This is a genomic window from Agarivorans sp. Z349TD_8 (assembly GCF_050870825.2).
Taxonomy (GTDB): Bacteria; Pseudomonadota; Gammaproteobacteria; order Enterobacterales; family Celerinatantimonadaceae; genus Agarivorans.
In genome coordinates, this window is the sequence record NZ_CP194037.2 from 914775 (window position 1) to 930056 (window position 15282).

14 protein-coding genes are annotated in these 15282 nt (G+C 44.7%); 6 read left to right on the forward strand and 8 right to left on the reverse strand.

Annotation, left to right across the window (positions count from 1 at the left end; all coding sequences use genetic code 11):
* Positions 1–52 precede the first annotated feature (52 nt).
* The 3 genes from ACRRS1_RS04055 to ACRRS1_RS04065 are packed head-to-tail and all read right to left on the reverse strand — an operon-like array spanning position 53 to position 2338.
* Positions 53–520 carry a heme-degrading domain-containing protein gene (locus tag ACRRS1_RS04055; RefSeq protein ID WP_432468342.1) on the reverse strand — a complete coding sequence of 156 codons (468 nt, stop codon included), beginning with the start codon at positions 518–520 and terminating at the stop codon, positions 53–55.
* The gene (locus ACRRS1_RS04060) at positions 517–1566 is read right to left on the reverse strand and encodes an oxidoreductase (protein WP_432468340.1); all 1050 of its coding nucleotides are present in this window, start codon (positions 1564–1566) and stop codon (positions 517–519) included. Before ACRRS1_RS04060 ends, ACRRS1_RS04055 begins: the two co-directional genes overlap by 4 nt.
* The gene (locus ACRRS1_RS04065) at positions 1556–2338 is read right to left on the reverse strand and encodes a DeoR/GlpR family DNA-binding transcription regulator (protein WP_432468339.1); all 783 of its coding nucleotides are present in this window, start codon (positions 2336–2338) and stop codon (positions 1556–1558) included. The genes ACRRS1_RS04060 and ACRRS1_RS04065 overlap by 11 nt, the downstream gene beginning before the upstream one ends.
* A 136-nt stretch (positions 2339–2474) precedes the next feature.
* On the opposite strand from ACRRS1_RS04065, the gene ACRRS1_RS04070 reads away from it, so the two are divergent.
* Positions 2475–3434, forward strand: coding sequence for an aldo/keto reductase (locus ACRRS1_RS04070; protein ID WP_432468338.1), 960 nt, complete (start codon positions 2475–2477; stop codon positions 3432–3434).
* A gap of 165 nt (positions 3435–3599) precedes the next feature.
* Here the strand turns inward: ACRRS1_RS04070 and ACRRS1_RS04075 are convergent, their stop codons facing one another.
* Both ACRRS1_RS04075 and ACRRS1_RS04080 read right to left on the reverse strand, forming a co-directional pair.
* A complete protein-coding gene (locus tag ACRRS1_RS04075) occupies positions 3600–4100 on the reverse strand; it encodes a GNAT family N-acetyltransferase (RefSeq protein WP_432468337.1) in 501 nt (166 codons plus the stop codon).
* Positions 4101–4231: 131 nt separating this feature from the next.
* Positions 4232–5149, reverse strand: coding sequence for an alpha/beta hydrolase (locus tag ACRRS1_RS04080; protein WP_432454425.1), 918 nt, complete (start codon positions 5147–5149; stop codon positions 4232–4234).
* A 204-nt stretch (positions 5150–5353) separates the two neighbouring features.
* On the opposite strand from ACRRS1_RS04080, the gene rarD reads away from it, so the two are divergent.
* On the forward strand, positions 5354–6283 hold the full coding sequence (gene rarD / locus ACRRS1_RS04085) for an EamA family transporter RarD (RefSeq protein WP_432468953.1): 930 nt from the start codon (positions 5354–5356) through the stop codon (positions 6281–6283).
* On the opposite strand, the gene ACRRS1_RS04090 is transcribed toward rarD, so the two are convergent.
* Positions 6267–7229 (reverse strand): endonuclease/exonuclease/phosphatase family protein, encoded by a 963-nt coding sequence (locus tag ACRRS1_RS04090; RefSeq protein ID WP_432468336.1) that lies wholly within the window; start codon positions 7227–7229, stop codon positions 6267–6269. The two genes, rarD and ACRRS1_RS04090, sit on opposite strands and share 17 nt — an antisense overlap.
* Positions 7230–7536: 307 nt before the next feature.
* Here ACRRS1_RS04090 and ACRRS1_RS04095 point away from each other — a divergent pair, with 307 nt between their 5' ends.
* Complete coding sequence (locus ACRRS1_RS04095) at positions 7537–7818, forward strand: hypothetical protein (protein WP_432460996.1); 282 nt, start codon at positions 7537–7539, stop codon at positions 7816–7818.
* 278 nt (positions 7819–8096) lie between these two features.
* On the opposite strand, the gene ACRRS1_RS04100 is transcribed toward ACRRS1_RS04095, so the two are convergent.
* Both ACRRS1_RS04100 and ACRRS1_RS04105 read right to left on the reverse strand, forming a co-directional pair.
* Positions 8097–9146 carry a GGDEF domain-containing protein gene (locus ACRRS1_RS04100; RefSeq protein WP_432460997.1) on the reverse strand — a complete coding sequence of 350 codons (1050 nt, stop codon included), beginning with the start codon at positions 9144–9146 and terminating at the stop codon, positions 8097–8099.
* A gap of 93 nt (positions 9147–9239) precedes the next feature.
* Complete coding sequence (locus tag ACRRS1_RS04105) at positions 9240–10175, reverse strand: LysR substrate-binding domain-containing protein (RefSeq protein ID WP_432468335.1); 936 nt, start codon at positions 10173–10175, stop codon at positions 9240–9242.
* Between the two features lie 283 nt (positions 10176–10458).
* On the opposite strand from ACRRS1_RS04105, the gene metE reads away from it, so the two are divergent.
* From metE to ACRRS1_RS04120, 3 genes are all read left to right on the forward strand, one after another.
* Positions 10459–12726 (forward strand): 5-methyltetrahydropteroyltriglutamate--homocysteine S-methyltransferase, encoded by a 2268-nt coding sequence (metE, locus tag ACRRS1_RS04110; protein WP_432468333.1) that lies wholly within the window; start codon positions 10459–10461, stop codon positions 12724–12726.
* Positions 12727–12839: 113 nt separating this feature from the next.
* Positions 12840–14300 (forward strand): MATE family efflux transporter, encoded by a 1461-nt coding sequence (locus ACRRS1_RS04115; RefSeq protein ID WP_432468332.1) that lies wholly within the window; start codon positions 12840–12842, stop codon positions 14298–14300.
* A 258-nt stretch (positions 14301–14558) separates the two neighbouring features.
* Positions 14559–15263, forward strand: coding sequence for an HAD family hydrolase (locus ACRRS1_RS04120; RefSeq protein WP_432468330.1), 705 nt, complete (start codon positions 14559–14561; stop codon positions 15261–15263).
* Positions 15264–15282 lie beyond the last annotated feature (19 nt).

The following is a 15282-nucleotide window of genomic DNA, read 5'->3' on the forward strand; positions in this document are numbered from 1 at the left end:
CCATTGTTAGTCTTGCCATCACTACAATAAATTCGTATATCCTAGGGTTTAACTACTTAACTAAACCTGTGAGAGCATCAATGACCATTTGATGATCCTCTTCTTCTGGGAGGCCAGAGACAGTTACGACACCAACCAAACCACAATCTTTTATCCTAAGCGGAAATGCTCCACCATGCGCGCAATATTCATATGCATTAATATGTGCCTGCTGTTCAAAGGCTCTATTTTTAGCTTGGTTGTATTGACCAACATAGTATGAGCTGTGACCAAATCGCAAAACAGTTTGTCGCTTTCGTTTTATCCAATGTTGATTATCCAGCTGGGTGCCATGCATCGCATAACTGAATAAGTTCTGGTTAAAGGCATATACTTCAATGGCAATAAGAACATTTTTTTCTTCAGCGAGCTCTTTCAATTTGCAACCTAACTGCCATGCAGTTTGATTATTAAATCGTTCAAATTGCAGTTCGCTTTCCTGAAGTAATAAATCAGGCAATATATTATCGGTGCTCATCATTCAACCTTCATTGTTTTACCTAAACGACTACTTTCCATTGCCAATTCAATCAGTCGAATATTCCACAATGCATCTTCTGCGGATACCGGAGGCGGCGTTCCATTACGAATCGCATCGGCCAGTTGCTGGTAAAAGTGCTGGTAATCGCCACACTCGGTTACCTCAGCTTGGGATGATGCTTCAAAGTATAAACGGCCGCATTGGTCTTGGTTTTCCCTACCCCAGTCCCTTGTATTAGGCAGTACACCTGCTTTTAATCTCTCTTCCTGTGGATCCAAACCTAATTTAATGTAATTCCCTCGATCCCCTTGAACATTGAAACGTAAGTTGGGACCTGCAGAAAATAATGAGGCGTTTAATCGCGCAAGTTTGTCTGGGTAATGCAGGGTTAAGTTAAAATAATCGATATTAGTAGAGCCTTCTCGCATTACTTTGCACTGCGCCGTTACTGCTTCTGGTAAGCCGAATAGTTGTAAGGTCTGATCAATTAAATGGGGGCCTAAATCGAATAATATGCCGCCGCCGTCTTGGCTTTGTTCTCGCCAGCGTTGGCGAACGTTTGGTCTAAAACGATCAAAGTGGGATTCAAAATGTTTAATATGACCCAGTTTGTTTTCTGCAATCAATTTTTTTATAGTCAGAAAATCACCATCCCAACGGCGATTGTGGTAAACACTTAATAGCAGATCTTTCTCTTCTGCTAAACGGATCAAAGTCTCACCATCCTCGATTTTAGTTACAAAGGGTTTTTCTAATAGAACATGTTTATTATTTTCCAATGCCAATTTAGCCAGTGAGAAATGCACATCATTTGGAGCTGTAATAATCACTAACTGGGCTTCACTATTTTGCAACATCTCTTCCGCGGTAAAATAATGCTCCGCATGCGGCCACTCCTGTTGAACTATATTGCGTTGACTGCTGCTAATTGCCGAGACTTCGAATTCGGGTCGTGTATCGATAAAAGGAAGATGGAAGGTTTTTGCCGAGAAGCCATAGCCAACGATCGCCGTTTTAATCACATGGGTATTTATTTTATTGTTCATTGTTATTCCCTTTGTTTGTCTGATTAACGACCAGAAGTTCTATTCCCTGTTTTTCAAAGGCGCTGAGTAAGTTTTGGCCGGGGGGCTGATCGGTGATGACCATATCGACTTTATCTAAACCACAAATATGGTGGAAATTCTGCTGTTCAAATTTTTGACTGTCGCAAACTAAGATCAACTGTTGTGCCTGCTGAATCATCGCTTTTTTGATATCCGCTTCATCTTCACTCGAGGTTGATAAGCCAGATTCAGACAGTGCGCATACCCCTAAAAATACCTTATTAACTTGATATTCTAATAGTTGTTTAACGGCCTTGGGTCCTAAAATTGCCCTGTGGTAGTGATTTAGTTTTCCACCTAATAGTTGAACATGAATACTTTCTTTATCCGCGAGTAGGGCTAAACAATCGATAGAATTGGTGACCACCGTTGCTGGGTTGGTTAAATATGTCGCCATCGCCGTTAAACTTGTTCCACTATCGACAATAATAAAATCATTTTCATTTACTAAATGTGCGGCGGCTTCGCCAATTGCCAGTTTACGGTCGCTCAATTGTTCACGTTGCAGGTAAGGTAATGTGCTCTCTTGCACAGGAACTAATATTGCTCCTCCTCGAATACGTTGCACATCTGCCAACTCACCAAGTTTGATTAAATCGCGTCTAGCGGAGTCTCGAGATATGTCGAAGTGCAGACAGATCTGTTCTGTCGTTAGTTTTTTAGCCTTTAACAGTAATGCATGTTGTGCGAGTAGGCGTTCGTCTTGAGTCATTACATTCTCTTTTATGCCTTATAATTGCTTACAGTAACAAATTATCACACAGTTTTGTAAGTAAATTTAAGTTTTTAATTTAGTTTCACTTAACATTGCGTATTTGTTATGGTGAATTAATTTCTAAGGAGGTGTTATGTTTACTTCAACGATGCCAAAAGTTGGTTTAGGATTATGGAAAATTGCCAACAAGGATTGTGCCCAAACGGTCTATGACGCGATTGCCGCCGGTTACCGACATTTAGATAGCGCTTGTGATTACGGTAATGAAAAAGAGGTTGGACAAGGTATAGCAAAGGCTCTTAAAGATGGCTTATGCACGCGTGAAGAGCTATGGGTTACCTCTAAGCTATGGAATACCTACCATGCCCCAGAGCATGTAAAACCTGCATTAGAGAAATCGCTGGAAGATTTGGGTCTGGATTACCTTGATTTATATTTAATTCATTTCCCCATTGCTCAAACTTTTATACCTTTTGCGGAACGATATCCACCAGGATGGTTATTTAACACCGATGATGAATCTCCAACGATGAGTCTTGCAGCTGTCTCGCTTCAGCAAACTTGGCAAGCAATGGAAAAACTTGTTGATGAGAAACGAGTCAAAGAGATTGGGGTTTGTAATTATAATTCGGCATTAATACATGACCTAATGAGTTATTCTCGGATTAAACCCTCGGTGTTGCAAATTGAATCGCATCCTTATAATACGCAGCAACGCTTAATTTCGATGTGTAAAAATTACAATATAGATGTGGTCGCTTTTTCCCCTTTAGGCGCTTTGTCATATTTAGAATTAGGTATGGCAGGTGAAAATGAAACGGTATTAGAACAACATGTGGTTCAAGCTGCTGCAAAACGTTTAAGAAAAACACCTGCGCAGGTTGTATTGCGTTGGAACATTCAACGCGGATGTACAATTATTCCTAAAAGTAGCAAATTGGCACGACTTAAAGAAAATATTGCGCTATTTGATTTTGAATTATCAGAGCAAGAAATGGCGGCTATATCAGCCCTTAATCAGAATCGACGTTTCAACGATCCGGGGGATTTTTGTCTTTCGGCATTTAATACATTACACCCAATATATGATTAGTTGCCGTTCAATTTGAATCACAAATAAATGGACATCCATCCTAGTTCTTATCTATTAATGGCTTGGGCTGCCACTCGAATATAAATAAATGAGTGCTTTAGATGGTTGTCTTATTTTCGATTTTCTGTTCGATTCAATAAGCTGTGGCCTAAGAGAAAAGAGTGTTCATCTGTCGTCTGTTTTTCGTTTTGAATGGGTGAGAGGGGTCTCTGGGTTGAGTTTTAATTCCATCGGTACAAAACGTATACCATTACGACTTTGCTCTGTGGAGAGAGGCTCAAATCCTAATTTTTCATAGAAACCCAAAGCGTTCACCGAGGCTTTGAGTTGAATTGACTCGGCTGAACAGCGCGCTAACATGCCCTCCACTAGGCGTCTGCCAATTCCATAACCTTGGTATTCTGATCTCACATAGAGCTGAGCAATGTAATTGCCATGTCGCCATGCAATATAGCCAACTAAGCGCTGGTCCACTAAGGCCTTGAGGCTGCAATAAATCTTGGGATCGCTTGCTTGAGCGATATCCTTGACACGTGCAATACGCATTGCTTGCTGCCCTTGTGGATTTAAGTAGGGCACAACATTTGCCTCGTTTACCGATTCACCTAGTTGTAAAATGGCGGCCTGATCTTCAGGTCTAACTTCGGCAAGTACAATCTTCATCATCGTTCCGATTCAGTATCGATAGTCTATTGATGATTAAATGCTAAACTGTCATTGAAGGCAATCAAAAGCACATAAAAATACAGATATCAGCGCCTTAGCGCTGATTCGAATTTGCCGAGTCCTGTACCGCTTTAACGGGCGATTTGGCTGGCGACGTTTTCAAGGCATTTGCGAGCCGATGAGCTAACAGCCGACAGTTGAAAGAAACCGTGAATGACCCCTAAATAGCGTTCGCAGTAAGCTTCGACGCCATTGGCGACGAGTTTTTTATAGAGCTGCTCCCCTTCATCTCTTAGGGGATCGAATTCTGCCGTCACAATAGACGTTGGCGGCAAACCTGAGAGATCTTCGCGTAGTAAAGGCGATATTTCAGGGTGATTTTGTGCGACCCCAGAATTGCCTAAATAAAGTTCAAATCCAGATAACAACATGGCAGCTGTAATCACAAAGTCTGTTCCATATTGTTGGTAGCTTGCTGATTGCCCATAAGCATCAAGCATGGGATATAGAAGAATTTGCTGACTTGGCAACCAATCGGCCTGCGTTTTTAGTCTTAAGCTGGTCACTAAAGCCAAGTGAGCGCCAGCACTATCGCCAACAAAGACGATCCGCTGTGGATCTCCGCCGTATTTTTGAGCGTGCAGACGAATGAGTTGTGCAGCCTGATAGGCGTCATCATGAGCTGCCGGATAACAATGTTCGGGAGCTAGTCGATACTGGATACACACTACAATACTGTTGGATAGCTTAGCTAATTGCCGGAGTTGTTGCTGGTGAGTATTAAAACCACCACTGATGAAGCACCCCCCGTGAAAGTAAAGTGTGATGGGGAGCGAGGCCTCATTGGAGGGTTTAAATACCTTAAGGGTTATTTGGTCAAGCTGGTCAACAAACTCCTGATACATTTCTGGACCATCGCCAGCTAATACTGTGCTTTCGATATATCCTTGTCGTCTCTGGCTAATCGGCAGACTTGAAGGATTTGGCTTGTCTGATTGGATGAACGCTTCGACTAACGCTCTGATCCCTGGTTCAATTTGATTTAACACTGCAACCTCCCATGAAGCGACTATTTAAGAGGGCCAATTATAGCGTCTATCAATAAGGCTGTATATATGTACAGTCTCAAAGCGTTTAACTTAAGCGATACTTTGCCAAGGCAGCGATAGCTTGATGTTGACTAAAATGCTTGCGGTAGGCCGATATTTACTGCTTAATCGGTGTCCATGTTTGACTATTGAGCTGTAATTTTGGTGAATGGACGCCCCTCTTCGCAACTATATCTTGGCTTGGCCTGCTCTGTATTGGCATCCTGTCTGTTTGCTTTTTTGCCTTGGTATATTCATTTTTTTCCACTTGAAGCTCATAGTGGAAATTGGTTAGCTGCGCAACGAATTCTATGGAGTAGTGGCCTTATGCTGCTGTTGCTCAGCTTTACGGGTCAGCTGCCAAGCTTAGTGAGGCTGCTCCTCGATTGGCGAACATGGCCTCGTTTGTGGGCATCTGCATTGCTTGTTGGCATGCAGTTCTGGGTGTTTATTTGGGCTCCGGCTAACGGTCAAACCTTGGCTGTTGCGCTCGGCTATTTTTCGTTACCTATAATTTTGGTATTGGTCGGGCGTTTTGTTTATCAGGAAAACTTAAACTCAATGCAGTGGGCTGCGGTGAGTCTGGCTGGCGGCGGGGTTGCTTATGCTTACCTGCTCGCGGAAGGCTTGTCTTGGGTGATGTTGTTGGTGGCGTTTGGTTATCCGCTATATTTTATGTTACGTCGTAAATATGCGTTGCCGGGTCATATTGCCTTCTCTATTGATAACTTATTGCTGTTGCCTCTGGCCATTGCTTATTTGTGTTTTAATCTGCCCCCGGTTTGGTCTGCGGAAACCAGCTTAACGCTATTTGTCGATTACCCTTGGATTTATTATTTGGGTTTGGGGATCGCGGGTACAATTCCAATGCTGCTATTTTTAGCGGCTTCTAACCGTTTGCCGCTAAGCTTGTTTGGTTTAATGGGGTATTTAGAGCCGCTATTGGTATTTGCTGTTGGTTGGCTACTGGGAGAGCGGCTGTCGCCGGAGCAATGGCCAACCTATATTTTGATCGTTTTGGCCTTGTTGTTGTTGGCCTTCGATGGGGGTAAGCGTAGTTTGCAAGGTCGTATATCGATTAAGGCCTATAAGTAAAACTAGCTAATATTGGATGATGATCCCCGCCAACGGCAGCCAGTGCTTTGGCGGATTGAATTGAAAATTCATCCGAGGCTAAAATGTGGTCGATCCGGGTTCCATGCCAAGTGGTATATTTGCTGTAATTAATGCCACTACCAACGGTGTCGATTGCGTTCTGATAAGTCGATAAATATTTTTGATAAAGTTTTTCTTGAACCGTCATATTAAAATCACCAGCGATAATGAAATCGCGATGTTGCTTGGCCCATGATCCCACTAGTGAAGTCTCCATGTTGCGGGCGAAGTGTAAATCAGCAAAAGCGTTCTTATCCACGTTGCGATGCAGCAAGCTAGTGATCGTTGAACGTGGTGTTTCTAAATGAATGTTCGCGAGGTGGACGACTTGGTCATTTATCGTAGTTTGGTAAAATACCGCAAAGTTTCCCCAGCCGCCAAAGGTGCTGCGCGATATGCTGCCCTGATGCTCAAGGGGGGTTCGGCTTGCCGTACACAAGCTATCACAGTGTCGATACCAACGCGCATCAAATACTTTTTCGAGCAGGGCCAAATTTGATTCTTGCATAAACACAACATCGGGTTGATATTGCTCGACTAAATTGTGGATCTCTGCGGCATTGGCCCCGCCGCCGCTGTTTAATGTGAGGATACTCATCTCACCGCGTCGCTCGGATGGCCAATGCAGCTGAATATCTTGAAATTGAAAGAATACTACTGCGCAGAGTGCCCAGCTCAAATATTGCCATTTGGATAACTGTTTTAGCACAAATAGTGGTAATAAACTGAGGATGATCAGCCACCACCGTGGTGAAAATAATAGTAAATAGCTAAGAGAGATACTAAAGGTCGTCTCTGGCCAATAGCCGAGTGTCATGATGAGTGTGGCGAGTAGTAAACTGAATAACGACAGGGTGATTGAGAAATACTTCAGTAATAAGCTCATTGTTAGCGGTTCATCCTTAAACAAACAAAAGGTGCCATCGTGATCATGCGGAGTTTGGCTTTGATTTAATGGCGTTGATGAAATTTTAATTTAATCAACTTTAACTAAGCTACAGCCTACACTCTAATATGTAAATAAGTTGTAAATTGGTTTGCTCCATATATTGCTTTTAGTCTGATGATTTTTACGAATCAAGTTGATTTCGAGGGTTAACTAAGTGAATATCTTTCGACTTACTTGCTAATTATGTGTTCCGGTGATGAAACGCTCTATGTTTAAGAGCCACGACTGATAAGGCTAGATCAATATGGTGTTCGAGCTGCTGCTGATTTTTCTTGGAGCTTTGGCTTTGTTTCTATTCCGTCGAAGTTCCAGTGAGCGAGAATGGATGGATTTACCTTCGTATGATGAGTATCTGTCAAGTCATCCAGAGACAGCTTTAGCGACTGGTGCTCAGTGTTTCCATTGTCATAGTGAGCAAATTTGGGAGTATGGCGTGGATAGCCTTATGGATTATCGGCGTGAAAATGTCTGTTTAGCTTGCGGAACTCGCTTATGGCGGAGCGAGCAAGAAAGCCTTACGAAATAAGCCAGCGACTGCTCGACCATCTTCTTCAAACTTTTCTCCACTTTAGCCCTATTGGTCATTGTTTGTGATGACCAGCCAACTCGCTTAGGCCATCTTTCTATATGTCAGCCATCCTAAAATACTTGGTATTGCTTGGTGGTGAGCTTCACTCTAGCCTTGATGCTTGATTGGGCTGGCACGCCTTCCATTCGAAGTGGAACCTAATCTTGCGGCCAGATAACTAGATAAACAGATAGATAACTAGACAGCCACCGCAACTAGCGATTGTCCTTCGACAGTTATATCGTTTTAATGGTCGAGCATTCGGTGAATGGCTTGGTTTCGTTAGGTGTCTTTATATGCCTCGGCCAAGTGTGCTTGCGTCCGGCTTGTTTGGCCAAATACATCGCTTGGTCGGCGCGTTCTAACCAGTCGTCAATGTTTTCGCTGGCTATCACGCTGGCTACGCCTGCACTAAAACTAATGGTTTGTTGATTAGGAGGAGCAGAGGGCTGGGCGAGTTGTTGTAGCAGCTGTTCACTGACGTGGTAGGCTTGGCTAAAATCTGTGTTTGGCAAAAGAATGAGAAACTCTTCTCCGCCAAAGCGAAATACTTGATCGCTGACTCGTACATTGTTTTGTAAATAAGTGGCAAACCAAACCAAAACTTTATCCCCGACATTATGGCCATGTTGATCATTCACTTGTTTAAAGAAATCGATATCTAACATGATGATACTACTGACAACATTGTTATGTTTATAGTGTTGTTTTGCGATTAGTAGTTCCTCGTATAGGGCGCGGCGGTTATAGCAGCGAGTCAGGGTATCCTTAAAGGCGAGTTCTTTTAATTCGGTGTTTTGTTTCATTAGTAACCGAGCTAAACCCCAAGCAAAAAAATGTGACACGATTACGCTAAGGCTAAAGCGCTGGGCGATATGGCTGCCCAAGTGCTGAAAGCTTAATCCAATCGCTGCGAGACTGAGCGCCATAACGAGACGCTCGGCCAGTTTTAAGGGCAGGCGAACAAAGCAAGCTAGAATTAATGGCGGAACAAAAAACTCACCATGCATTTCGGGAAGAATTAAGGCCAGCAGTACTGGTGGAATCGCTAATAATAGAAACCAGAAATCGGCGACTTTATAATCTTGGGAGTTGGGCCGAGTGAGCATTAAGTAAACCGATGCCAGCAGAGTAGACATGCAAGGGAGAATGATGATCCCAAACAAAAAGTTATTATAGAAAATATGATGGATAGAAAAATACACGCAGGGAAACAGCCCAGCCACGTGCATCATTAGACTTATTTTCTTTTCTGGAAAATTCGCGGGAGCCCATTGAGATAACATCAGGTTAACGGTCCCTTCTTGGTTGTTGGTTAATCCTTACTGAATAACCATACTGCCTTTTAACTGTAAACTTAACTTGTCACTTTAGTCAAATTATTGATTATATTTTTTTGACATTACCCTCACCGTTCTGATGCCCGGTAATAATTTGCAGGTTTGCTGTTGTAATAATTGTAAAAATGCTTGTAAGGCTGGGGCGTTTCTCAGGCTTAATGGGTAAGCTGCGTACATTGGTCGCCATAAGGCTTGCTGCAATGGCAGGGCACATATTAACCGTTGTTTTACATAGTGATCAACTGCCCAATAAGGCATCGCGGCAATGCCCATATCAGCGGCTACCATTTGCACTAACATCGCTGGATTATCGGCGTGTTTACGGTTTTTCATCTGAAGATTCTCGGGCGTTAAAACAAAGTTGTATATGTCTAAACGTTGCGGATTTACTGGGTAACTGATTAGTGTATGTGGGCAGAGATCAGCGGCGCTAAGCTCAGTTTTACTGCTGAGTGGATGAGTTAAAGGGCAGATGATGACCATTTCATATTCGAATAGAGGTTGGTAGTGGATGTCCTCCTGCGGTGAAACTTGAGAGGTCAGCAATAAATCAGTTTCGCCTTGCTGTAATAACGGTAGCCCATCGTAGTTTAGGTCTTGGCAAAGGTTACTTACAACCTCTGGCCAAGCTTGTTTAAATTGTTGCAGGCTTGGTAATAACCATTGGAAACAAGCATGGCAATCAACGCTGATGTTGAGCCTGCTTGAATGCTGGTTGCCGCTAATTAATGTTTGTTCTAGCTGGCCTATAAGAGGTAAAACCTGTTCGGCGAGCGCCAGCACCTGCTTGCCGGGTTCGGTTAATTGTATCGCTTGTCTTTTCCTAAGCAGTAAGTGGACGCCAAGCTTTTGTTCCAAACCCTTGAGTTGATGAGAGAGAGCCGATTCACTAACAAATAGTTTGGCTGCGGCGCTTTTCATCGAAGGGCTGCTGGCAAGGGCTTGTAGGCTACGTAAGTGTTTAATTTCTAACATAAGTTCAACAGAGTACCAGTGCTATTAGCGATTAAGTCGCAAGCTTAGGAGCTTGGACTTTGCTTGTATAGTTAGCGGCGATTTTAGTTTCCTTAAATTGAATTAAATTCATTTTAAATGCTCTTGGTGTCAAATCATGGCTGTATAGGTAGTCCTAACTTCCATCTTATGCTTTCTAAATTGAATTTGATTCATTTTCGTTTGAATACTTTGCAATTGTAATTGGCGGCTTCGCTTGCCAGTATGGAGCTGTATACATCTAGACGGCTAAAAGGATTGGTTTATGACTATCACACATATTTTGGGTTACCCCCGTATTGGTAAACAGCGTCAGTTGAAGTTTGCTTTAGAGGCATATTGGCGGGGGGAATCCTCGCAACAGCAGTTACTGGAAGTGGGGCGGCAGATCCGCCAACAAAATTGGCAAGCTCAGCGAGACAGTGGTCAAGCTTGGGTGACCGTTGGTGATTTTGCTTGGTATGACCAAGTGTTGAATACTTCCTTATTGTTAGGGAATCTGCCACAGCGCCATCGCTCTGCTGAACTAAATTTAGACACGATGTTTGCTATTGCCCGTGGTCAACAAGGTTGCGGGTGCAACCATGCAGCATCGGACATGAGTAAGTGGTTTAATACCAATTATCACTATATTGTGCCGGAGTTCTCAGCCAATAGTGAGTTTAGTCTGCAATGGTCACAATTATTTGACGAAATTAAAGAAGCCTTGGCTTTAGGTCATAAAGTGAAACCTGTGTTACTAGGGCCGGTGTCCTATCTATATTTGGGGCGCAATGATGTAGCCTGCAGTGAGCCATTCGAGCGGGTCACTTTGCTACCGAAATTAATCCAGGTCTATCAGCAGATCTTGCAAGGTATCGCCGCGCTGGGGGTTGAGTGGGTGCAGCTAGACGAGCCTATCTTAGGTTTAGAATTAGAAGCGCAGTGGCAAGATGCTTTATTGCAGGCCTACAACAGCCGTTTAAGTCCCTGTAACTTATTATTAACTAGTTATTTTGACGATGTCTTAAGTAATACAGGGCTGATTAAGCAGCTGGCGGTAGATGGTTTACATCTCGACTTAAGTGCTAGCGCTGAACAGCTTGAACCAATATTGAGTGATTTTCCCGAGAACTGGGTATTGTCGGCAGGCGTGATCAATGGTCGTAATGTATGGCGAGCCAACTTACCCGTCTTAGCCGAGCGCTTGGCAGCGGCCAAGCAACAATTGGGGGAGCGTTTATGGTTGGCCAGCTCCTGTTCGCTGTTGCATAGTCCGATTGATTTGAATGCTGAAACCGAGTTAGCCGAAGCAAAGCCTCGCTTGGCCTTTGCCGAGCAAAAGTTAGAGGAATTGCAATGCTTGGCTGCCGTGATTGATGGGGATGCAGCGGCTCAGCTTAAAGCTCAGCAATATAGCGCTGCGGTGCAGGCGCAAAGCCTTGCAACTGAGGGAGAACTACAGCAGCAAATTCAGCAATTCTCCTTGTTACAGCGAGAGCGTGGGCAAAGCTTTGCCCAGCGCCAAGTTATTCAGCAGCAAAGTTTAGCCTTACCTGCGCTGCCCACGACTACTATCGGCTCATTCCCTCAGACCGCCGAAATTCGTCGCCAGCGGCGTGAGTTTAAGGCTGGTTTGCTAAGTCCAACAGACTATCAGGCGGCCATCGCCGAGCACATCCGGGAGGCGATCAAGCGTCAAGAGAGGCTTGGTTTAGATGTATTGGTACATGGCGAAGCTGAGCGCAACGATATGGTGGAATACTTTGCCGAGTTACTCGATGGCTTCTTGGTGAGTCGTTTTGCTTGGGTGCAAAGCTATGGTTCTCGTTGTGTGAAGCCGGCGATTATTGTTGACGATATTAAGCGCAGTAAACCCCTAACCGTTGCGTGGGCAAGCTATGCACAATCGCTGACGCAAAAACCGGTAAAAGGCATGTTAACGGGGCCAGTTACCATACTGACCTGGAGCTTTGCGCGTGAAGATCTGAGCAGAGCGCAAATCGCAGAACAGATTGCTGTTGCTTTAAATGAAGAAGTGGCCGACTTACAACAGGCGGGGATCCAGATCATTCAAATTGATGAGCCTGCGATCCGTGAAGGTATGCCTTTAAAACGCAGTCAATGGTCTGCTTATTTAGATTGGGCGGTGGCCGCTTTTAAATTATCGGCGGCCAGTGCCAAGCCGGAGACGCAAATTCATACCCATATGTGTTACAGCGAGTTCAACGATATTATGCAGGCGGTTGCTGCCTTAGACGCAGATGTGCTTACTATCGAAACCTCACGCTCGGCAATGAGTTTATTACAGGCCTTCGAGCACTTTGCCTATCCAAATGAGATCGGCCCCGGGGTTTATGATATTCACTCACCCAACATTCCGAGTGTTGCAGACATAAAGGTATTGATTGATAAGGCGGCCAAATGGATCCCTTGGCAACGTTTATGGGTGAATCCCGATTGTGGTTTGAAAACCCGGAATTGGAAAGAAACCGAGTTAGCTTTGCAAAACATGGTGCAGGCGACGAAGGAGTTACGCGCCAGCTTAGTTTAAGCTTTGCTTAAAGCCATCGCTTAAAACCCTTGTTTATTCAGGGGTATTTGAGCAATGACTTCGGCTGGCTTTGCACCTACACTCAGGGTTTAAGATCCCTGTAGTGAGCATCTATGCCCAAGGCTAAATTTATTTCTGGTGATATTTTCCGGCACATTGTGTTGATGTCCTCCACTAATGCGATCGGTTTAACGGCCTTATTTTTGGTTGATTTAGCCGATCTGTTTTTTATTAGCTTGTTGGGGGAGGCCGAGCTTGCTGCCGCCGTGGGTTACGCTGGTACGATTGCTTTTTTTACCACCTCTTTTACGATTGGTTTGTCGATTGCTATGACCGCTCTGGTCTCTAAGGCGATTGGCCAACAGGATAAAAGCCGCGCTCGTCAGTTAGTGACCAATGTGCTGGCAACGGGTTTTTTGATCAGTAGCTTGGTGGCTGGCTTAGCGTGGATTTTTACCCCCGAATTATTAACGCTAATTGGTGCGAAGTCGCGTACCCATGCCTTGGCGGTAGAATATTTACATATTTTATTACCTTCTTTGCCTATCTTAGGCATGGCGATGAGTGCGGGGGCAGCGTTGCGCTCGGTGGGGGATGCAAAACGGGCGATGTGGTCTACTCTCGCTGGCGGTGGGGTGAATGCTTTACTCGACCCCTTGTTCATTTTTGCTTTAGGCTTGGGCTTGCCGGGCGCGGCCATCGCTTCGGTTGTGGCACGCTTTGCGGTAGCTGGGGTGGCTCTGTCCGGTGTGGTCAGTAAACATCAGCTAATCTCTGCTTTTCGTATTGGCGGCTTGATTGACGACTTACGCGGCATTTTAAAGGTTGCACTGCCTGCGATGATGACCAATGTTGCAACCCCAATGGGGAATGCTTATGTGACTGCCGCGATTGCTCACTTTGGTGATGCTTATGTGGCTGGATGGGCGGTGGTTGGGCGGATCATGCCAGTTGCCTTTGGCATGATTTTCTCTCTGTCGGGAGCGATTGGTCCAATTGTTGGACAAAACTTTGGCGCGCATGCCTACCCTCGAGTGAAAGAGGCGCTCAGTAAAGCGCTGTGGTTTAACGTGGTTTATGTACTGGCCATCTCTTTGCTGCTGTATGGCTCGAAAGACTTGCTGATTGCGGCCTTTGGCGTGAGTGGTGATGCAGCCTCGGTGATTGATTTTTTCTGTACTTGGGTTTGTTTCAGCTTTGTGTTTAATGGGGCCATGTTTGTCGCCAACGCAGCGTTTAATAATCTTGGTTACCCAAGTACTTCAACCTTGCTCAATTTTGGTAAAGCGAGTCTTGGGACGATTCCTTTTGCTTATTTTGGTGGGCAATGGTTTGGTGCTTTAGGTGTACTCGCGGGTCAAGCCGTGGGGAGTATTGTATTTGGTTTGCTTGGCTTGTGGATGGCTTATTACATCGTGACTCGGGTTACCAATAAACATCTTGCGAAGCAACAGCTAGAGGCGCAAAACCTAGAGCCGCGGGTACCCTTAACACCATTTTGTTCAAGTCGTGCTTATATGTGTGCCGAAGCAGAAGTCGATCAATTGAACGATCCTGCACCTACGCCTAAATAAATCGGCTGGTGAGATGATCGTGATGATTGCTTGGCATTGCGAATTAGCAATAACCAGCTTCGGCTGGTTTTTTTGGTAAATGCGCTTCGGTCGGGAAGGATTTGAACTGCTGGATTGGATAAGTCAGTAGAGTTGACTTCGGTGGTGAATGCCAGTAAACATCCTTTAGCTCAGCCATTTATAAAAAATACTAATTTATCTGTTGATTGAAACGGATTGGCTTGGTTGGTTTTGCTAAGCGCTATATAAGGAAGATCTGTGGAGAGGGAAACAGTGGTGAATATGTTGTTATTTGATTTGGACGATACTTTAGTTGATGACGGTGTCGCTACCCGTTTGGCGGCCGAAGCTTTATTTCAACACTACAGGCCAGAGCAACAAGCTCAGGCGCTGCAGCATTGGCAACGGGCCTTAAAATTATATTATCCGGCGTTTTTACAAGGCCAGATGAGCGCTGCAGAAATGCGTCAAGCTCGTGCCCGGGAAGTGTTACAGCAGCCGCAGTTGAGCGCGGCGCAAGCGGAACAGGTTTTTGAGTATTTCATGCAGCAATATATCGCATCAACCCAGCTTTATCCCGATACTCTCGCCTGTCTAAAGGAGTTGCAGCAGCAAGGTTGGCGTTTAGCACTGATATCCAACGGCCCCGAAGAGATGCAGCAGCGAAAGGTAAAGGCTGCGGGTTTAGTGGATTTTTTTGAGTTTGTATTAACCGCCGAAGTGGCGGGGGCAGCCAAGCCTAAACTTGATATTTTTAAGCATGCTTTGCGCTTAGCAAATTTACCTGCGGCTCAATGCTGTTATATTGGGGATCATCTAGAGAAGGATGCTCAGGCCGCCTTTGCTGCAGGTTTGAGCAGCATTTGGTTGCAACGGACCGATAGCGCTGAAGTTGTTGCTTGGCCTTATCCGGATGTGAATTGGAAAATTGCTTGTCTGGCTCAGCTTAAACAGTGCATTTAGCGCTAAATAAAGGCACAGG